General features: G+C 50.5%; 17 protein-coding genes. 8 read left to right on the plus strand and 9 right to left on the minus strand.

The features are described from left to right. Nucleotides 1-61 precede the first annotated feature (61 nt). On the minus strand, nt 62-793 hold the full coding sequence (locus tag Q1A04_RS08110; RefSeq protein ID WP_299703773.1) for a DUF4197 domain-containing protein: 732 nt from the start codon (nt 791-793) through the stop codon (nt 62-64). 153 nt (nt 794-946) lie between these two features. Here Q1A04_RS08110 and Q1A04_RS08115 point away from each other — a divergent pair, with 153 nt between their 5' ends. The 5 genes from Q1A04_RS08115 to Q1A04_RS08135 all read left to right on the plus strand — a co-directional run bounded on the left by Q1A04_RS08115 (nt 947) and on the right by Q1A04_RS08135 (nt 5722). Further along, the gene (locus tag Q1A04_RS08115; RefSeq protein WP_299703775.1) at nt 947-2206 is read left to right on the plus strand and encodes a competence/damage-inducible protein A; all 1260 of its coding nucleotides are present in this window, start codon (nt 947-949) and stop codon (nt 2204-2206) included. Between the two features lie 117 nt (nt 2207-2323). Then, complete coding sequence (locus tag Q1A04_RS08120) at nt 2324-3694, plus strand: dihydrolipoamide acetyltransferase family protein (protein ID WP_299703777.1); 1371 nt, start codon at nt 2324-2326, stop codon at nt 3692-3694. 176 nt (nt 3695-3870) lie between these two features. Beyond that, nucleotides 3871-4431, plus strand: coding sequence for a cupin domain-containing protein (locus Q1A04_RS08125; protein WP_299703779.1), 561 nt, complete (start codon nt 3871-3873; stop codon nt 4429-4431). Nucleotides 4432-4558: 127 nt separating this feature from the next. Next, the gene (locus Q1A04_RS08130; RefSeq protein WP_299703781.1) at nt 4559-5074 is read left to right on the plus strand and encodes a hypothetical protein; all 516 of its coding nucleotides are present in this window, start codon (nt 4559-4561) and stop codon (nt 5072-5074) included. A 51-nt stretch (nt 5075-5125) separates the two neighbouring features. Then, nucleotides 5126-5722, plus strand: a complete 597-nt coding sequence (locus Q1A04_RS08135; protein WP_299703783.1) for a hypothetical protein — start codon at nt 5126-5128, stop codon at nt 5720-5722. A 59-nt stretch (nt 5723-5781) separates the two neighbouring features. On the opposite strand, the gene Q1A04_RS08140 is transcribed toward Q1A04_RS08135, so the two are convergent. From Q1A04_RS08140 to Q1A04_RS08150, 3 genes are all read right to left on the minus strand, one after another. Continuing rightward, complete coding sequence (locus Q1A04_RS08140) at nt 5782-8409, minus strand: valine--tRNA ligase (protein ID WP_299703785.1); 2628 nt, start codon at nt 8407-8409, stop codon at nt 5782-5784. A 146-nt stretch (nt 8410-8555) separates the two neighbouring features. Beyond that, the gene (locus tag Q1A04_RS08145) at nt 8556-9128 is read right to left on the minus strand and encodes a pentapeptide repeat-containing protein (protein ID WP_299703787.1); all 573 of its coding nucleotides are present in this window, start codon (nt 9126-9128) and stop codon (nt 8556-8558) included. 78 nt (nt 9129-9206) lie between these two features. Next, entirely contained in the window at nt 9207-9557 is a 351-nt protein-coding gene (locus tag Q1A04_RS08150; protein ID WP_299703790.1) for a 4Fe-4S dicluster domain-containing protein, read from the minus strand. Between the two features lie 108 nt (nt 9558-9665). On the opposite strand from Q1A04_RS08150, the gene Q1A04_RS08155 reads away from it, so the two are divergent. Continuing rightward, nucleotides 9666-10676, plus strand: a complete 1011-nt coding sequence (locus Q1A04_RS08155; protein ID WP_299703792.1) for an acyl-CoA reductase — start codon at nt 9666-9668, stop codon at nt 10674-10676. 218 nt (nt 10677-10894) lie between these two features. Here Q1A04_RS08155 and Q1A04_RS08160 read toward each other — a convergent pair whose 3' ends face one another. From Q1A04_RS08160 to Q1A04_RS08180, 5 genes are all read right to left on the minus strand, one after another. Continuing rightward, complete coding sequence (locus Q1A04_RS08160; protein WP_299703795.1) at nt 10895-11749, minus strand: nucleoside phosphorylase; 855 nt, start codon at nt 11747-11749, stop codon at nt 10895-10897. Nucleotides 11750-11821: 72 nt separating this feature from the next. Further along, on the minus strand, nt 11822-12790 hold the full coding sequence (locus tag Q1A04_RS08165) for a rhodanese-related sulfurtransferase (RefSeq protein ID WP_299703798.1): 969 nt from the start codon (nt 12788-12790) through the stop codon (nt 11822-11824). A 277-nt stretch (nt 12791-13067) separates the two neighbouring features. Further along, nucleotides 13068-13703 carry a NeuD/PglB/VioB family sugar acetyltransferase gene (locus Q1A04_RS08170; RefSeq protein ID WP_299703801.1) on the minus strand — a complete coding sequence of 212 codons (636 nt, stop codon included), beginning with the start codon at nt 13701-13703 and terminating at the stop codon, nt 13068-13070. Between the two features lie 40 nt (nt 13704-13743). Further along, nucleotides 13744-15087, minus strand: a complete 1344-nt coding sequence (locus Q1A04_RS08175; protein WP_299703804.1) for a hypothetical protein — start codon at nt 15085-15087, stop codon at nt 13744-13746. Next, nucleotides 15084-16373 (minus strand): DUF2851 family protein, encoded by a 1290-nt coding sequence (locus Q1A04_RS08180; RefSeq protein WP_299703807.1) that lies wholly within the window; start codon nt 16371-16373, stop codon nt 15084-15086. The genes Q1A04_RS08175 and Q1A04_RS08180 overlap by 4 nt, the downstream gene beginning before the upstream one ends. 183 nt (nt 16374-16556) lie before the next feature. On the opposite strand from Q1A04_RS08180, the gene Q1A04_RS08185 reads away from it, so the two are divergent. Further along, on the plus strand, nt 16557-18197 hold the full coding sequence (locus tag Q1A04_RS08185; RefSeq protein WP_299703810.1) for an ABC-F family ATP-binding cassette domain-containing protein: 1641 nt from the start codon (nt 16557-16559) through the stop codon (nt 18195-18197). Nucleotides 18198-18453: 256 nt separating this feature from the next. Continuing rightward, nucleotides 18454-19056, plus strand: coding sequence for a hypothetical protein (locus Q1A04_RS08190; protein WP_299703813.1), 603 nt, complete (start codon nt 18454-18456; stop codon nt 19054-19056). The last annotated feature ends 96 nt before the right edge of the window (nt 19057-19152 follow it).

Raw genomic sequence — 19152 nt, forward strand, 5'->3', positions numbered from 1 at the left:
AAGAAAGCCCGCCGCACCAAAGGGTACAGCGGGCTCTTGTAAGCAGTATAACAGGTATAGCTTAAGACTGATTTTCTTTGGCAAACACCCTGCGCAGCAACTCAGTCGTGCGGGCGATCGGGTTCTCACGAATGTTCGCCTCTTCTTGCGCAACCAACAGGAACAGACCGTCCATGGCTTTTTGCGTGGCGTACTCATCGAGATTCGGGTTTACCTTTTGCACCATCGGGATTTGGTTGTACTGCGTAACAAGATCGGTATAATAGCGGGTGGCGTTGGTCTTCTCCAACGATTTTTGAATCACGGGCATAAAGGCCGTCTGCAACTGCGTGGAAGTTGTGCGCTTCAGGTACTGCGTAGCGGCGTCTTTGTCGCCCTTCAGAATGCCCCATGCGTCGGCGATGCTCATTTGTTTGATGGCATTCACAAAGATCGGCACAGCGCTTTTGGCGGCATCTTCGGCGCCACGGTTCAGGGTCATTACGAAGCGGTCCACCTCTTTGCCTAGCCCTACCTGACGAAGCGTGTTCTCCACCTTTTGCACATCCGGCGGGAAAGGTATACGAATGAGCGAGTTCTTGTAGTAACCGTCTGTCTGCGAGGCTTGATTAGAACCTTTGGTAATGCCTACTTCCAAGGCTTGTTTCAGGCCAGACGCCACTTCGTTGCGGGTAACGGCAGCGCCTCCGGTTCCGGCCACAACACCGTCTACGGTGCGCTGAATGTCGGCTACGGTACAAGCCGAGGCGCCAAGGGTTAGGGCTACAAGGGAGGTGTAGAGTAATTTTTTCATGGGTTTTAAGTTTAATTCACAAAGATGCAGGCCTATACCTGACAGCCGGGCAAAATACAGAAAATAACCGCAGCTATGCTTCAATTCAGGCGAACATCTTTAACTTGAAATGGTTTTCCTGACCAACACACAAATCAGACCAAAAATAATATTATGAAAACGGTATACGCAGAAATAATTACGGTAGGCGACGAGATCCTGTACGGGCAGATAGTGGACACCAACTCTGCGTGGATGGGAACGGAGCTGACCAAAATAGGTATACGGGTGAAGCAAATCACCTCCGTTTCAGACGAAGCAAGCCACATCGTGGAGGCCCTCGACAATGCCCGTAGCCGCGCCGACATTATCCTGATCACCGGTGGTCTCGGTCCCACCAAAGACGACCTTACCAAAAACGTGCTGGCCGATTACTTCCATACTGAGCTCGAGCTCGACGAGCAATCGCTGGCTGACGTAACCGAACTGTTCAAAATCCGTGGCTATGCCCTGACAGAACTCAATAGGCAACAGGCGTTTTTACCGGCTTCGTGTACACCGGTGCGCAATGTGCTGGGCACCGCGCCGGGTATGTGGTTTGAGGATGAAGGTAAAGTATTCGTGTCGATGCCGGGGGTGCCGTTTGAGATGAAGCGTATGATGGAGGACACCGTGCTGCCACAGCTCAAAGCCTACTTCAAAACACCGCATATCATCCATAGAGTAATCCAGACGGTAGGTATACCAGAGTCGATGTTGGCTGAGAAGCTGGAGGACTGGGAGACGAATCTGCCGCAGCACATCCGGCTGGCCTACCTGCCCCACCTCGGCGGCGTACGGCTGCGCCTGACCGGCACCAGCGACCATGCCGAACAATTAGAAAAAGAACTGGACGCGGAAGTAAGTAAGCTCGCGGCCCTCATACCAAAGCATATCTTTGCCTATGGCGAAGTTCCTCTAGAAGAAGCACTAGGAAAGCTGTTAAAAGAGCGTGGTCTGACCATCTCCGCTGCCGAAAGTTGCACGGGTGGTTTTCTGGCGCACCGCATGACCAGCGTGCCGGGCAGTTCGGCCTACTTTGTGGGCGGTGTAGTGGCTTACGATAACAGCGTGAAAATGCAGGTGCTGGGTGTGAAGCCTGAAACCCTACAACAGCACGGTGCCGTGAGCGAAGCCACGGTGCTGGAAATGGCCCAAAACGTGCGCCAGAAGCTCAATACCGACATCGGGGTGGCAACTAGCGGCATCGCGGGGCCCGACGGTGGTACAGCCGAAAAGCCGGTGGGCACCATCTGGATTGCCTATGCCGACCAGCATGGCAGCAAAGCGAAACTTTTGCAGTTTAACAAAAACCGACAGCTCAATATTGAGTATACTGCCTTGGCCGTGCTCAACCTCGTACGCCAAAGTTTGAATATAGCGGTTGAGGAATAGGCTAAAATCATTAACTTTGTTTGCAAATTCGGGTCGCTAGGTATAGCATGGCTTTGCTTTTCTGTCTCTTTCGGCCCAAAAAACTGTCCCTTATTTAGAACAACGAATAAACAAAATATGGCACTTGTAGAAATGGTTATGCCCAAAATGGGCGAGAGTATCATGGAAGGTACCGTTCTGAAATGGCTCAAAAACGTGGGTGACTCCATCGAGCAAGACGAATCGGTGCTGGAAGTAGCTACAGACAAAGTGGACACGGAAGTACCTGCCATTCAAGGCGGCGTACTGAAGGAGATACTGGTACAAGAAGGTGACGTGGTAGCCGTGGGCGCCCCGATCGCGATTATCTCTACCAACGGCGAAGACACTGCCGCTCCTGCCCCTGCCGCTACAGAAGCTCCTGCCGCCGCTCCGGCACCACAGGCAGCCGCACAGCCTGCAGCTGAATCTTCTAACGGATCCGTAGCCAAACTCGACCAGCCAGCCTCCGGCCGTTTCTACTCTCCACTTGTGCTTAACATTGCCCGCGAAGAAGGTATTTCGATGCAGGAACTGGAGTACGTGCCGGGTACAGGCAAAGAAGGTCGTGTTTCTAAGAAAGACATCCTGACTTACGTAGAGAGCCGCAAAAATGCGCCACAGCAAGCTGCCGCTCCACAGGCTCAGCCGCAGACACAAGCTGCTCCTGCCGCAGCACCACAAGCTGCACCAGCGCCAGTTGCTCAGCCACAGACACAGGCTGCCCCTGCCGCTTCCAAGCCAGCCGCATCTTACAGCGGAAACGTGGAGATCATCGAGATGGACCGCATGCGCAAGATGATTGCCGACCGTATGGTGGACAGTAAGCGCATTTCGCCGCACGTAACTTCTTTCGTAGAGGCCGACGTGACCAACGTCGTGAACTGGCGTAACAAGTGGAAGAACGAGTATAAGAGACGCGAAGGCGAAAACCTGACCTTCACGCCGATCTTCATCGACGCGATTGCCAAGGCGATCAAAGACTTCCCGATGATCAACGTGTCCGTGGACGGTGGCAACATTATCCGTCACAAAGACATCAACATCGGTATGGCCGTGGCCCTACCAAGCGGTAACTTGATCGTTCCGAACATCAAAAACGCTGACCAGCTGAACCTGAATGGCCTGACCAAGAAAGTGAATGACCTCGCAAACCGTGGCCGTATCAACAAACTGACTCCGGACGACTTGTCGGGTGGTACCTACACGGTATCGAACGTGGGTTCATTTGGTAACGTAATGGGCACACCGATCATCATGCAGCCGCAAGTGGCGATTATGGCCGTAGGTGCAATCAAGAAAAAGCCAGCCGTGATTGAGACCCCAGAAGGTGACCTGATCGGCATCCGTCACTTCATGTTCCTGTCGCACTCTTACGACCACCGCGTAGTGGACGGCTCGCTGGGTGGCATGTTCGTGCGCCGCGTAGCGGATTACCTTGAGAACTGGGACGTAAACCAAACGATTTAATTTTTTGACTAAGGAGTTTTTTGGCGAAAGACAAAAGACTTTAGGTATAAACAGAAAGCCTGCCTCAGAAATGGGGTGGGCTTTTTTGTTTTAAAGCTGTCATTGAATAGGCCATCTTACGTAAAAAGTGCAGGGAGAAAGGCATACTAGATCAACGCACCATTGTGTAATCACTCATGAAAAGAAGCAAGTTTATCGTACTACTGTTAGCCGCCATACCGCTGGCTAAATTTGCAAAAGCTAATGCTGCTATTTTCAATGGTGGGAAAGGATTTAAAGTGAAGGCTGGAGAAGGAAGATTGCATGGACATATTCAACTGAAGGGGGTTAACGCCAATATCATTGATGTAAAAGTATCGGGCAGAGACACTGATGGAGGGCTGGCAATTTTCGAACAAACAGGCATGTCACCGAAACGAGGAACGCCGTTGCATGTTCATCATTATCAGGATGAGATATTCCGAGTGTTGGAAGGAGAATATTATTTTCAGGTTGGGGAAGAGAAACACCATCTTAAAACAGGAGACACTATTTTTTTGCCCAGCAAAGTCCCACATGCTTGGACGCAGGTGAGTGAGATCGGGAAAATGACAGTCATCGTGCAACCGGCAGGCAAGCTAGAAGATTTCTTTTTGACCATGGCTGCTCTAAAGGGCGACCCCTCCAAAGATGAAATTGCCAAAATATTCGCAGCCAATGGCATGGAAGTCGTAGGGCCTCCCTTAGAGCTGGAGTAGGCCGTAGAAATTTGTGTTACGAGGAAGAACAAAAGCAGATCGCCTTTCCGATTATTAAATCTTTATTTCGCTTTTCACTGTATATTAGCATTACTTAATATATAACTGACAGTATACCTATAAAACTATGAGAGTTGCCATTGCTTGGATCTTAGCTGCCATATTCCTGTTTGCGGCCATGTATTTCTACTGGAAGAAAAACGACGCAGAGAGCCGCCTGCGCATAGCCGACAATAAACTGACTGAAACTGGTCAGCAACTGGAGCAAGAGGAGACCGAAACTGATTCATTAGAAGGCATGATGCTCCCACCTGATACCATGAGTGTTGTTCCTCCGAGCGGCGTGGAGTTCGTGGATGAAATGGGAAGCCTGAGTGAAGGCGACATACAGAAGCTCCGCAAAAAAGGTCTGCGCAACCCCGAGGTGGACCTGATGAACGACCTGAGCCGCAAGCAACGCCAGCTTATACCTACCGAGGGCGTGGTGGGTGGCACCATGACCATCCGTGACAGCCGCATCCTGAACGACCGCTACGCCATGGCCTATTATGAAGACGGCCATATTGGTGGTTACATGATTTTGCGCTACGAAGTGAACAACGGAAATATTACGTGGCGTGTAGTAGATAGCTCAGCATTGTAGCCTTCTGCACGATATTTGAGTATAGGGAAACAGGTATAAACCTCAAACGTTATGACTGCACTCTCACTTCTGTTGCCTATACTCTTCGCTTTCTTCTTAAACCAAGACAGCAATTTTCAATTAGGGCAAGACCTCAGCAAAGATTCTAAGATACTTGCCAACACCTCTGTCTTCATAAGCGACAACGCGACTTCTAGTCCTTCGATGCGGACCATAGAAAGCGATATGGAGCTGTTCTATGTGATGGCCAGCATCAACGTATCGCAAAGCAAATACAGCGCTCGACAGCAAGGCAAGCATCATGTGCAGACGTGGCGTTTCAACGAAGGCAACATCAAAGCCATTCACCAGATCGAAACCACCCTTGCACTGGACACGGTTGTTACGCAGCGCTACCTCGAAGACCGGGCTCCCACACAACAGCGCATTATGAACAACTTCAAGTTTCGCACCTATGCTGTTTCCACCACAGATGCGCTTATCAAACTCTACTACCTCACCGAAGACGAACAGGGCCTGCTCGAGTATAAAATCAACGACCGCCACGTAGAACTTGTGTATCCGAAGAAAAAGCAAGGCTTGAGCGATATCATGCCGAAAGTGAAAGATGAGCTGGATCAGTTGGTAGTGGAATTGAGCAAGGAGTAAAAACAACAGCGGCCGTTCCCTCACGAGAACGGCCGCTGCATTTATTAAGAATCTATACCTTACAAAGAAGCTAAACTCTGCTCAATTGCGTGAATTTTCGCTTCGGCATCCGCCTGCTTCTTACGCTCGTTAGCAATCACCGTTTCCGGGGCACCGCTCACAAAGCGCTCGTTGCTAAGCTTCTTCGCCACGGAGTTCAGGAAACCTCTGGTATACTCCAGTTCTTTCTGCAGACGGGCACGCTCAGCCTCCACGTCGATGTTGCCCTCCATTGGAATGAAGAACTCATCACCGGCTTCTACAAAGCTGATAGCCCCATCAACGCTCTCCTGCACAAACGAAATTTCGTTGATGTTCGCCAGTTTACGGATGATGCTGATAAAGTCCTCGTATCCATCCTGATTCATCACCTTAATCGCCAGATCAAGTGACTTGGTCGGCGCGATGTTCTTCGAGTTGCGGATGTTGCGGATGGCGGCTACGATCTTAAGCACCGCTTCCATTTTCTCGTTCAGCTGCTTGTCAAACTTCTCTTTCTTCGGCCAAGCGGCTATGATCAGATATTCCTTGTCCTTGCGCTCTTTCAGGTCCTGCCAGATCTCTTCGGTGATGAACGGCATGAACGGATGCAGCACTTTCAGCACCTTCTCTAGGTATACGATCGTGGTATCAAGCGTCTGCTTGTCGATTGGCTGCTGGTAGGTTGGTTTGATCATTTCGAGGTAGCTTGAGCAGAAGTCGTCCCATACCAGTTTGTACACTGCCAGCAAGGCGTCCGAAATACGGAACTTGCTGAAGTGGTCTTCGATCTGAACAAAGGCCTCGTTGAAGCGGGAGTCAAACCATTGCATGGCCGTTTCGTTCGGGCACGGCAGGTTCTCATCCACTTCCCATCCTTTTATGAGTCGGAAGGCGTTCCAGATCTTGTTGCTGAAGTTACGGCCCTGCTCTACCAGTTTCTCGTCGAACAACAGGTCATTACCTGCTGGCGAACTGAACAGCATACCGGCACGCACACCATCGGCGCCGTACTGGTCGATCAAATCGAGCGGGTCTGGTGAGTTGCCCAGTTGTTTCGACATTTTGCGCCCCTGCGTGTCACGCACAATACCGGTTAGGTATACATTGCGGAACGGCGGCTCATTGCGGAATTGATATCCGGCCATAATCATGCGCGCCACCCAGAAGAACAGGATCTCCGGGGCCGTTACCAGATCGTTCGTTGGATAGTAGTAAAGTATGTCCTTGTTATCAGGGTCTTTAAAACCATCAAACACAGAGATCGGCCATAGCCAAGAAGAGAACCACGTGTCCAGCACGTCTTCATCTTGGCGCAGATCAGTGAGTTGCAGGTTGTCGTTGCCGCTTTGCTTACGGGCAAGATCCAGCGCATCTTCTGCGGTAGTAGCCACTACAAACGAGCCATCCGGCAGGTAGTAAGCAGGTATCTGCTGCCCCCACCACAGTTGGCGCGAAATACACCAGTCGTGCACATTCTCCATCCAAGAGCGGTACATGTTCTTGAACTTCGGTGGGTGCAGGCGGATCTCGTCGTTCATCACGGCATCAAGAGCTGGTTTGGCCATGTCCTCCATTTTGCACCACCACTGCATCGACAAGCGCGGCTCAATTACGGCACCTGTACGCTCTGAGGTTTGCAGCACGCTCGCGTACTCCTCTATTTTCACCAGCAAACCGGCTGCTTCCAAGTCCTTTACGATATTGCGACGGGCGGCAAAGCGGTCCTGCCCCACGTATAGCTGCGCCTTTTCATTCAGCGTACCGTCATCGTTCAGGATGTCGATAGTTGGCAATTGGTGCTTCTGGCCCAGCTCGTAGTCGTTCAGGTCGTGCGCCGGCGTTACCTTTAGGGCACCCGTACCGAACTCAATCGACACGTACTCATCCAGAATTACCGGAATCTCTTTGCCCAGCAAAGGGATACGCACGGACTTGCCGTGCAGGTGGGTGTAGCGTTCATCGTTCGGGTTCACGGCCACGGCCACGTCGGCCATAATCGTTTCTGGACGTGAAGTCGCCACTGTGATATAAGTTGGCTCTGCAGCACCCACTACTTCGTAGTTCAGGTGGTACATTTTGGCCATGGTGTCTTTCGGCACCACCTCTTCGTCTGACAGTGCGGTTTTACCCTGCGGGTCCCAGTTTACCATACGCACACCGCGGTAGATCATGCCTTTGCGGTACAGGTCCACAAACACCTCGATCACAGCTGCGCTCATGTCGTCTTCCATCGTGAAGCGGGTACGGTCCCAGTCGCAGGAAGCGCCCAGTTTCTTGAGCTGCTCCAGAATGATGCCGCCGTACTTCTCTTTCCACTCCCAAGCGTAGGTCAGGAACTCCTCACGGGAAATATCGCTTTTGTTGATGCCTCTTTCCTTGAGCATGGCCACCACTTTCGCCTCCGTGGCGATAGATGCGTGGTCGGTGCCCGGTACCCAGCAAGCCTCCTTGCCCTTCATGCGCGCACGACGGATGAGTACATCCTGAATCGTGTTGTTGAGCATGTGGCCCATGTGCAGCACGCCCGTCACGTTTGGCGGCGGGATCACGATGGTGTAAGGTTCCTTTTTCGGGTTAGGCGTAGAACGGAAAAAGCCGCGCTGCATCCAGCTGCTGTACCACTTCTCTTCTACTTCTCTGGGGTTATATTTCTTGGAAATCGACATCTTAAACTGTTTATTTCTGCTTTTTGCGCTAAAAGGCAAAATTAGGGATTTTACGTTAATTGTTGATTGCTAATTGCTGATTGTTAGCATTCGCCAAGCGAATTATTGCTCCGCCACAGGTATAGGGCTCGAACACAAATTGATTATTACTCGACTCGGATATCATACCTTGTCAGCAAGCCAGCCAGCCCGCTTTGTGAGAACCTCGCCTTTTTGATGTTGTTCAGCTCCGGGTCTATGATGTAATTGAAGGCTGTGACTAGATCGGCTTCGTTAAGAATGGTTCGCTCAAAGGCCGCACCGGCCAGATCGGTATTGTCAAATCTTGCCTTTGTGAGATTGGCATGCTCAAACACGGCATTCTTGAGAGAAGAATCAATAAAATGTGTCTTTGGCATTTTCCGCCTTAGGAATGAGGTATAGTCCATCAGGCAAGTCTCAAAACGGACGGTGAACAGAAACTCCTCACACTCACTGAAGTTTATGCCTGTCAGCTTACTCTCTTTGAACGTCACGTTATTCAGCGTAGACCCAAGCAATTTGAGCATGGCGAGGTTGCAGCCTACAAACTCGCAATCGGTGAAGCGGTTGTGGGAGAAATCGCCATTGGAGAAATCGCAGTTTTTGAAAACACAGTCTTCAAACTCCCTGCCTTTGATGGCTTTGTTCGGGTAGATGATCTTCTCAAAGGTCTTATCCTGATGCAGCTGCTCTTCCATGGGTATAATTAGGTGAACGAAAATAAAAAAACCTGCCGTGTGAGACAGGTCTTTTTAAGCTTTTGATGTTGGCTATACCTAGCTAGCTTGGTGCAGCCAGTCTTTTTTCGCCAATAGCTCTTCTTCTGTCTCGCGGTAGTCTGGGTCGTCGACGCAGCAATCCACCGGGCAGACAGCGGCACACTGAGGCTCTTCGTGAAAGCCCATGCACTCGGTACACTTATCTGATACAATGTAATAGAACTCGTCTGAAATAGGAGGCTGTGACGCATCGCCGGGTATAACCTCGCCACCGTCAATCTCTACTTCTTTAAGCTCTGTGCCACCGCCCCAAGTCCATTCCGCACCGCCTTCGTATATTGCAGTATTCGGACATTCTGGTTCGCAGGCGCCACAGTTTATACATTCATCAGTGATCATTATCGCCATAATCGTATCTCCTGTATATTTTTAGTACTTTTGTATCGCTTTATTTATCGAACAAAATTAGAAACATTAAGTATCCGTATCAAATAAATTTTAACACAGCGGTTTGCTATGACACTAGAGAACAGAATCGAGGCTTTCGTGAAGCTGGGAAAACAGCTGCAGGATATGACGCCGGAAGAGCGCAAAGCGCTGTCCCTCATTGCACAGGCCAAAAATCCTTGGTTCGACGAAGCTAACGTTTCTGCCGCTTTGCAGGGCATTATTACCCTGCTCGATGAGCAATACCTCCGTGAATGGCTTTACCCGTACCACCTCAAACAGGTTACACCCAAAAAGGTTGGCGTTGTGATGGCGGGCAATATCCCGATGGTCGGTTTTCACGATTTCATGTCGGTTTTGTTGAGCGGACACTTCCTGCTGGCTAAACTAAGCTCCGACGACGATGTGCTGATGCGCCGCCTTGCGAGCATGTTGGTAGGTATAGAGCCTGCCTTTGCCAATCAGTTTGAGTTTGTAGATATGCTCAAAGAGGCCGACGCCATCATTGCGACCGGTTCCGATAACACAGCCCGCTACTTCGAGTACTACTTTGCCAAGCGCCCGCACATTATCCGAAAGAACCGCACTAGCATCGGCGTACTTACCGGCCACGAAGAGGAGGAAGAACTGCGTGCCTTGGGCAACGACATTTTCCAGTACTTCGGCTTGGGTTGCCGCAACGTTTCCAAGGTATACGTACCTGAGGGCTATACCTTTGACAAGTTGTATGAGGCTAACGAGCACTATAAAACGATTATCGAACACCACAAGTACCATAACAACTACGACTACAACAAGTCCATTCTGCTCGTCAATCGTGTGCCGCACTTCGACAACGGCTTCCTGTTGGTGCAACCTAGCGAGCAATTGGTATCCCCTATCTCGGTGCTGTTTTACGAAACCTTTACTTCATTGCCTGACCTACGCCAAAAGCTGGCTGCGGTAAAAGACAAGACACAGTGCGTGGTTTCCGCACACGGCTGGCTCGAAGGCAGTATTTCTTTCGGCGATGCCCAGTGCCCCATGCCGTGGGATTATGCTGACGGCGTGGATACAATGGCGTTTTTGCAGAAGCTGTAGGCCTTTAGAGCCGGCTTCAAATTGTAACCCAGAACATCCCGCATGAGAAGCTCTGTCCTCTCATGCGGGATGTTCTGGGTTTAGAAGAGTTGTGTAGATTGCCAGTTTGTAAAACCGAAAAGTAAAGGAATGTCCGTGCACGATTCGGACAGGTCGCGACCTGTCCCTACAGTCAACTTAAACTTTCTACCTCTTTAACTCTCAAACTCCTAAACTCCCTAGATTCTCTCCAGCACCTTCACAATCAGGCTGTCAATCACTTCCTCGGCATTGGTAGCAAACTCCTGCGAAATGCGGTTGGCTACGATGGCGTTGAGCGATAGCATCTCGTGACCCAAGAGACGGCCCATGGCATAGTAGCCTGCTGTCTCCATTTCAAAATTGGTTAAACGAAAATCACATACGCGGAAGTTTTGGTATACATTGAGCAGATCGGGGTTGCGAAGTCCGCCACGCAGCACACGGCCCTGTGGAGCGTAGAAGCCCGGACAGGTCAGCGTATTGCCCGGAATCATATCAAAGGCAATCTTCTCGATCAGGCTCTTAGAGCCATTTACCACGTAAGGCCGGAAGCCGACACCTAACTGCTCTTGCAAGGCTTTAGAAATACTCTGCTCGTTTTCGTCCTGCTCCAGCGGGTAAAACTCCATCAGCGAATCCAGACCAACCCCATAGTGCGAAGCAAGGTGACTGCCCAGTGGAATATCTGATTGCAGCGATCCCGAAGTACCGATGCGTACAATCTTTAAGGAGATTTTCTCTTCGTTTGGCTCCCGCGACTGGAAATCGATGTTCACCAGCGCGTCCAGCTCGTTCATCAGAATATCAATGTTGTCGGTGCCCATACCTGTCGAAATGACTGTGATGCGCTTGCCTTTGTAGTAACCAGTGTGCGTCACGAACTCCCGCTTGGTAATCTGTACCTCAATCTCATCGAAATACTTGCTTACCATAGCCACACGGTCCGGGTCACCTACGGTGATGATCGTGTCTGAAATATGCTCCGGCTGCAGGTTGAGATGGTAAATGGTGCCGTTTTTATTGATGATCAGTTCTGATTCTGGAATTGCCATAGAATTGGTTATGTTAGAAACAAAGAAAAGCGTGGCTGGTGGGCGCACGCTTTTCTGAGCTTTAGAGAATACTTACTTAGATACGGCAGAAGTCTTGCGGCGGTTGAATCCTTTCAGCGGATTATATCCATTCAAGTTCTTCTGGTAATAGCCTGTGCCATCGTAAGAGCGCTTTTCAGGGTGCTCCTTGCACTCTGTTGAGCAGGCACCCTCCAGCTCCCATCCGCATTTCTCGCAGATTGGCACATGCAGGTTGCACACGGGGTTGGCGCAGTTCACCATACGGTCTTCCACAGTGCCACATACATGACACGTCGAAATCACTTTTGGATTCACGGAGTTCACCTCCACGGCTACACGGTTGTCAAACACATAGCACTTGCCTTCGAAGTCTTCGCCGCCAGCTTCTTTGCCGTATTTGATAATACCGCCATGCAGTTGGTAAACGTCCTCAAAGCCCTGCTCCAATAGGAACGCGCTGGCTTTTTCGCACTTGATACCGCCTGTGCAGTAGGTCAAAATTTTCTTACCTTTCAGCTCTTCTTTCAGGGCATCAATCTTCTCCGGAAACTCACGGAAATTTTCGATATCCAGCGTCACGGCATTTTTGAAGCGGCCCACGCTGTACTCATAATCTGAGCGCATGTCCATTACCACCACATCTTCGCGGTCTTTCATTTCCCTGAACTCCTTCGGCTCCAAGTGTATACCTGTGCGCACGTTCGGGTCTATATGCAACAAACCAGAGTGCACAATTTCAGCTTTGGTACGCACATGCAATTTCGCAAAAGCATGCTTATCCGACTCGTCTACTTTAAAGTCGACTTTGGCGAAGCGCGGGTCGGCTTTCACGATCTCCATATACCTATCGCAGTCCTCTTTCAGACCGGACACGGTGCCGTTGAGCCCCTCTTTGGAAATGATGATGCGGCCAAGCAGATTCAGCTCAAGGCAAAGTAAATGGTGCTCCTCCCGGAACGCCTCTGGGTCTGCTATCGGTGTGTAGCAGTAGTACAGTAGTATGCTGTATGGCTTGTTCATAACTGCTTAGTTTCAGCTAAGTGTTTGATTAAAATTATTTGATTTTTTGCCCCTGTGGGGCTTATTGTTTATTGATAATTGCTCAATTGTTGGGTGCACGATTCGGACAGGTCGCGAACTATCCCTACAATGAAACGGTAATGCTACATAACACCATGACGTTACAGTGTAACGTCGGTACATTTCAAACTCTAAATCCTCGCAAATTTCCTGCTTTTCTTTTTAACCAAAAATGACTTTGGTCAGTTCGGTTTTCGAAAATAGGACAGGCATAAAATTACTTAACCGGCGCGGCTGGGTTGCCGAACACAGTGGCTTTGGCGGGCACGTTGGCTACAACCACAGAGCCTGCGCCTACGCGGGCGTTCTTGCCGATCTTCACACCTGACACGATCACAGCGCCTGTTCCGATAAAGGCACCGTCTTCCACCACCACTTCGGAGTTGATGATAGCACCTGCACCGATCTGCACGTTATCACCGATCTCGGCTTTGGTATCTACCAAGGCACGGGATTCGATCACGTTGTAGTTGCCGAGCTTTGCATTGTTATTGATCACGGCTCCTGCCCCGATCATGTTGCCGTGGCCCAGCCAAGAAAACTCTGACACCGAGCTAAATTTATGGATGGCATTTACAGGCACCACCTTATACTCGTCTTTGAGCATTTTGATGAGGCCTTTGCGAGCGGCGGAATCTTCCACGGCCACAAACACATCGCACTTCTTGCCGATCAGCTTTAGAAATTCACTGTCTTCAGTGCTGCTCATCACCGATACATTGTTCAGTTCCTGCTGCTGCAGTTCCTTGCTGTCGTCGAGAAAGCAGTACACCACCACGTTGTTGCTGTTGAATATATCGAGAGCTGCCGTACCCAGTTTTTGGGCACCAAGTATAATTACCGGATTTTGCATAGCCTATTTCAAATAAGGTGCAAAGGTACAAAGATTAGCGCTAATCTGCAGCGATTTGTGTAGGCTCGTCCTCTTCCTGCTGGCGCTGACATATAGGAAGCAAGTAACTGAGTAGGCTACTGTTGGTCTTACAGAGCAGCAACAGGTATACCACAAAAGGCAGTACCACCACCCTGTATCTGCTCAAGGTACCAAGGTTTGGCATGCTGTAGGCCAATAAAACGCCCATCACAAATACAAAGACGAGCACTGCCGTGAGCAGATAACCATGGCGCCACTTTACACGCCCCTCTTCAAACAGGTCGCGCAAAAAACCGAAAGTCAGCAGCAGGAGCACCGTGTTTTCGAGCGCAGCGGCAAAAGTGCGTACGTTGTATACCTCCCAAATAAAGGGCCGGAACAGCATGCCTATAAAGGCCAGCTGAGAATGCAGGGCAAAGCTTAAATAGGTGGGCTCCAAGAAAGGAAAGTCGATACGTGGTTTGCCCTGTGAAGCGATGAGGCTGGTCTGGTAGTTCAGGTATACCACATCTGGCAGAACCTCCAAATGCAGGTTCGGATTTAGCTGTGTGCCCAAAAAAGCTATGCCTGAAAACAGGAATAACAGGACCAACAGCTTTGGCAGCCAGTGGAGGCGCGCCAGTTTCGGGTTATAAAAGATTATTTTCAGGAGCAGGACCAAGGCTAGCATCAGGACGAGCGCCACCGCCACAAAATACTTCACAAGCCAGATCAGGTATAGGCCCAGCACGAACAGGAACAGGTATAGCACTGGCTTTCGTCTCAGCTTCCCAAACAGCAGGTATAGGCTACTGCCCAGCAGCAATCCCATTCCCCCCATCAGCACACTCTCTTTCAGCACACCCGAGGACCAGTACACCACTGAAGGAAAGAGCAGAAAAGCCACAACCGCAGGTATAGTAGTAGCTGTAAAGTAGCGGGACATTGCGTTTACGAAAAACCACAGACCGGCAAAACTGAACAGCGACAGGTACAGCGAACTGAGATAGTAATTGCCATTAGTCAGCAGCATAGGCACACTCAGCAGACGGGGCATGTTCCAAGCACTTTCATAAAAAGGACGTTGAAGCCCTTCCAGCGGGGTTCCGACCGGATCGTTGAAGAAGAGGTAGCGCAGGTAGGTACCCACTCCCTGCTCCTGCGCCATCTCGGTCATCAGGAGGGCCCGTTTGTAGTAGAGCTGCGTGTCGCCTTTATCAAACACATAAAAGCTCAGCACCCCGATCAGCAACCCGCAAGCCAATTTAAGCAGCAGCGCTGGGAAAAAGAATGCCCGTAATTGTTGGTTCCAGTCTTGCTTCCAGAGCCACCATACCAGCCCAGCCAATACCAGCAGGTTCAGGCCGTAAATCAGAATACTCACGTAGTTGGTATATTTTGCTTCATAATCTTGTTGCCGATAGCGCAGTGCAGGCAGTTAACCGGCTGGCAATAGCGCTTGTAGAGTCCGAGCGCGGCTTGGTTATCGGCGGCAGAAGCGGCTTTCCAGCCCAGTTCCTCGTACTGCCGCGTAATGCGGTTGCTGGCTTCCTTCACCTTCTCGAGCAGGTCCACTGCTTTGTCAAGATGCTCCAACTGCCCCGCATGCACGGCATAGGCCGCCAGCAGGGGCGCTGCCACATTGATAGTCAGGTTTTGGGCACTCGACTTGCCCAGTTGCACCTGTACGGCTCGCGACTCCGCTCCAAAGGTATAATGTTTTTGCCAATAAGCAGATACTGGCGCCTGCCACAGCGCATCGTAGCTCTTCGCGTCTTTTGCTTGGATGATGGTAGAAAATAGGCTTTTGTGCTTATGAAGCAAGGCAGCCAGTTGCGCAAGCCGAACAGTCGGAAAGTTAGCGGGGCGCATGCGCAGGAAGTTCCAGTGGTGTCGAGGCATGGTCAGCTCCTGCAGGTTATACTTTCGGCTGAGGTAGGCGTGCTCTTTGGCCAGCGCCGTGCTGTACTCGTCAACAGGTTCGGCCAAAAAACCCGCCTGCCCGAATAGCAGAGCCTCTAGTTGAAACAGATCGTGCTGGTGCTTGCGCACCACCTGCATCGGCAGCGTCCGGGCCAGCCGCTCGAATGGCTCTTGATTGATCTTAAACCCAAAACCTTTGCACAGCACCTGAAAAGAGGTGGCCTCCCAGTCATTGCCCAACTGCCGGTATACCTGAAGCACCTCCTCTCCTTTCAGTTCCAACCGCTCGGTGAGGGCACGCCCTAGCATCATGGTCTTGGTGATATCGGGCACCTGCGGCCAGAAGCCGGCGCAAGGTATAGCATAAGACGCCCGACGCAACTGTTCGTAAGTATGCAGCAAGGCGGTGTTCACACGAGCTTTCAGCTCCAGTGTAGGTATAAAAGTGCCGTCAGTGCGCCGAACGGCTTCGTCAGCCTCCCACACCACATGCAGCACCACTTGATTGTACTTGAAGTCGAGCTGGTGCTGGTGTCGCCGCCAGTCGGAGCCGCGCAGGTGGATTTCTACACTGCCCGACCACTCCACCTCCCCTACTCTGATGATCGCCTCCTTAAAATCAGGCCCGGCATCGGTGTTATACATCCCCACCCGCAGCACCTGCACCGGCTCCCCTTCCACTGTCAGCAAATCCGTTTTGTCGAAATACTGATGCTGCCAGATATAGTGCAGGAACTCTTCTTTCATAACAGGTGGTTTTGGGTTTGACAAGTTTACGAAGTCAGAGTTTGGGAGTTTAGGAATTTGACTTGTAGGGACAGGTTATACCTGCTTATAACGTCGCTACAATTTAAACGCATCAACTCCTAAACTCTCAAAACCCTAAACTCCCAAACTTTTGTATCTTTGCAGCCTTAAAATTAAATGATTATGATTTCAGTTGACGCGGTAAGCGTGGAGTTCAATGGGGCGGCCCTTTTCAGCAATGTTTCTTTCAACATCAACGAAAACGACCGCATCGCCCTGATGGGAAAAAACGGAGCAGGCAAGTCTACCCTGCTCAAAATTATAGCGGGCGCTAGCAAGCCTACCCGTGGCAAGGTGTCGGCCCCGAAGGATGCCGTGATCGCCTACCTGCCGCAGCACCTGCTCACCGATGACAACTGCACCGTGTTCGAGGAGGCTTCTAAGGCATTTGCCAAGGTCCTTGACATGAAAAAGCAGATGGACGAGCTGAACGCACAACTCGAAACCCGCACCGACTACGACTCCGACGACTATTACAAAATCATTGAGCAGGTATCGGAGTTGGGTGAGAAGTACTACTCTATCGAGGAGATCAACTTTGATGCGGAGGTAGAGGTGACACTCAAAGGTTTGGGCTTTACTCGCGAAGACTTCACCCGCTCTACCAACGAGTTCAGCGGCGGCTGGCGCATGCGCATCGAACTGGCTAAGATCCTGCTTCAAAAGCCGGACCTGATCCTGCTCGACGAACCAACCAACCACCTCGACATCGAGTCCATCCAGTGGCTCGAAGACTTCTTGGTGAACAACGCCAAGGCCGTGATCGTAATCTCGCACGATAAGACCTTTGTGGACAACATCACCAATCGCACCATCGAAGTAACGATGGGCCGCATTTACGACTATAAAGTTACTTACAGCCAATACTTGCAGCTTCGCAAAGAACGTCGCGAGCAGCAGCAGAAACAGTTCGACGACCAACAGAAAGAGATTGCCGATATCCAGACTTTCATTGACCGTTTCAAGGGTACTTACTCCAAAACCCTGCAGGTGCAGTCGCGTGTGAAGATGCTGGAGAAGATGGAGATCGTGGAGGTGGACGAAGTGGATACCTCTGCTTTGAATGTCAAATTCCCACCTGCGCCGCGCTCGGGTAACTACCCTGTTATCGTGGAGGAGCTTACCAAGAAGTACGGCGACTACACCGTGTTCAAAGATGCTTCCATCACCATCAACCGCGGTGAGAAAGTGGCTTTCGTGGGCAAGAACGGTGAGGGTAAGTCTACGCTGGTGAAAGCGATTATGGGTGAGATCGACTTTGAAGGTAAACTGCAACTGGGCCACAATTGTATGATCGGCTACTTTGCCCAAAACCAAGCCGCCCTGCTCGATGGCGAGCTGACCGTTTTTCAGACCATTGACGAGATTGCCGTGGGCGATGCCCGCACCCGTGTGAAGGACCTGTTGGGTGCTTTCATGTTCAGCGGCGATACCATCGAGAAGAAGGTAAAAGTACTCTCAGGCGGTGAGAAGACCCGACTGGCCATGATCAAGCTCTTACTGCAGCCGGTGAACCTGCTCATTCTGGACGAACCGACCAACCACCTCGACATCAAAACCAAGGATATCCTAAAAGACGCCCTCAAGGCTTTCGACGGCACTATCATACTCGTATCGCACGACCGCGACTTCCTTGACGGGCTGGCTGATAAGGTATTTGAGTTCGGCAACAAGCGCGTTCGCGAGCACTTCGAGGACATAAACGGCTTCCTCAGAAACAAGAAAATGGAGAACCTGCGGGAGATAGAACGGAAAGCGGTGTAGGACAAGTTTTAATGCCTAAGCCTTCTAATACAATTTTCATATTATAAACAGAAGAGCCAATGCATGTTGCATTGGCTCTTCTGTTTACAGTACACCACCCTACTATTATGGCAAGAAATACCCAAAGTTGGGTATTTCTTGCCATACCTATCCAACCTACTTTTGCAGGTATATTTTCATTTCCGCTTTAATTTATCATAAACCACCGTGCTATCTGCTGACTAAACCTCTATGGCAAGCCCAGTATCTAGCCAACATGCACCCAGATATGTTCAAAAGACTACCCGTTTACCTGACCTCATTGCTGGTCGCTGCTCTTGTTTTTTCCTGCGATGTACTCGACAAAGAAGATGACCCCGCACCTGATACAGGAGGCGTTAGCGATAGCCTACACTTCAGCTTCAAAACCCCGGATTGGTCCCGCAACATTGACTGCAGCCAACTAGACTTGCCTTCTTATGGCTTAGACAATCAGAACTACTATGTTTCTGCCACCTCTCAGTCTACTAAAAATACTTTTTTCCTTTCATTCCCGAAAGACAGCTCGGCCATAGTAAACTCAAGCAACCTGAAGAAATATGCGATAGCGGAGTATACAGAGAATGACGGTCCGTTTCAGTTTTCACTTAAGCTTCCTCTGACAGATGGCAGCAGTGCGCGGCTGGTGAGCAAAGGGGGCTTATCGGAAGAGTCTTACAATGAAATCACCGCCGTGAAGTACATGGGCAGAGATGGTAGTTCAGCGGTATTTTCTATAAAGGGCAGGTATGCGATGACAGCCTACGAGCTAAACAACAGCACCAACGAAAAAGCGGTTTCAGGCACGTATCACTTCAAAGTAAAGACAACCACCAGATAGTTTCTATACCTTATAAACCTGCAGCCCGCTTGGTGTATATCCTTCGCCTGCCTGCTGTTACTAACATTCAACCTTTAGTGGCAATCTATTTCTGGG

Source organism: uncultured Pontibacter sp., assembly GCF_947499215.1.
GTDB lineage: Bacteria > Bacteroidota > Bacteroidia > Cytophagales > Hymenobacteraceae > Pontibacter.

What these genes read in the sequence shown, in the direction of transcription:
- Q1A04_RS08165 (WP_299703798.1), bottom strand. Translation starts at nt 12,790, where the DNA reads ATGAACAAGCCATACAGCATACTACTGTACTACTGCTACACACCGATA.
- Q1A04_RS08190 (WP_299703813.1), top strand. Translation starts at nt 18,454, where the DNA reads ATGCACCCAGATATGTTCAAAAGACTACCCGTTTACCTGACCTCATTG.
- Q1A04_RS08120 (WP_299703777.1), top strand. Translation starts at nt 2,324, where the DNA reads ATGGCACTTGTAGAAATGGTTATGCCCAAAATGGGCGAGAGTATCATG.
- Q1A04_RS08125 (WP_299703779.1), top strand. Translation starts at nt 3,871, where the DNA reads ATGAAAAGAAGCAAGTTTATCGTACTACTGTTAGCCGCCATACCGCTG.
- Q1A04_RS08150 (WP_299703790.1), bottom strand. Translation starts at nt 9,557, where the DNA reads ATGGCGATAATGATCACTGATGAATGTATAAACTGTGGCGCCTGCGAA.
- Q1A04_RS08135 (WP_299703783.1), top strand. Translation starts at nt 5,126, where the DNA reads ATGACTGCACTCTCACTTCTGTTGCCTATACTCTTCGCTTTCTTCTTA.
- Q1A04_RS08185 (WP_299703810.1), top strand. Translation starts at nt 16,557, where the DNA reads ATGATTTCAGTTGACGCGGTAAGCGTGGAGTTCAATGGGGCGGCCCTT.
- Q1A04_RS08115 (WP_299703775.1), top strand. Translation starts at nt 947, where the DNA reads ATGAAAACGGTATACGCAGAAATAATTACGGTAGGCGACGAGATCCTG.
- Q1A04_RS08160 (WP_299703795.1), bottom strand. Translation starts at nt 11,749, where the DNA reads ATGGCAATTCCAGAATCAGAACTGATCATCAATAAAAACGGCACCATT.
- Q1A04_RS08130 (WP_299703781.1), top strand. Translation starts at nt 4,559, where the DNA reads ATGAGAGTTGCCATTGCTTGGATCTTAGCTGCCATATTCCTGTTTGCG.
- Q1A04_RS08155 (WP_299703792.1), top strand. Translation starts at nt 9,666, where the DNA reads ATGACACTAGAGAACAGAATCGAGGCTTTCGTGAAGCTGGGAAAACAG.
- Q1A04_RS08110 (WP_299703773.1), bottom strand. Translation starts at nt 793, where the DNA reads ATGAAAAAATTACTCTACACCTCCCTTGTAGCCCTAACCCTTGGCGCC.
- Q1A04_RS08140 (WP_299703785.1), bottom strand. Translation starts at nt 8,409, where the DNA reads ATGTCGATTTCCAAGAAATATAACCCCAGAGAAGTAGAAGAGAAGTGG.
- Q1A04_RS08170 (WP_299703801.1), bottom strand. Translation starts at nt 13,703, where the DNA reads ATGCAAAATCCGGTAATTATACTTGGTGCCCAAAAACTGGGTACGGCA.
- Q1A04_RS08145 (WP_299703787.1), bottom strand. Translation starts at nt 9,128, where the DNA reads ATGGAAGAGCAGCTGCATCAGGATAAGACCTTTGAGAAGATCATCTAC.
- Q1A04_RS08180 (WP_299703807.1), bottom strand. Translation starts at nt 16,373, where the DNA reads ATGAAAGAAGAGTTCCTGCACTATATCTGGCAGCATCAGTATTTCGAC.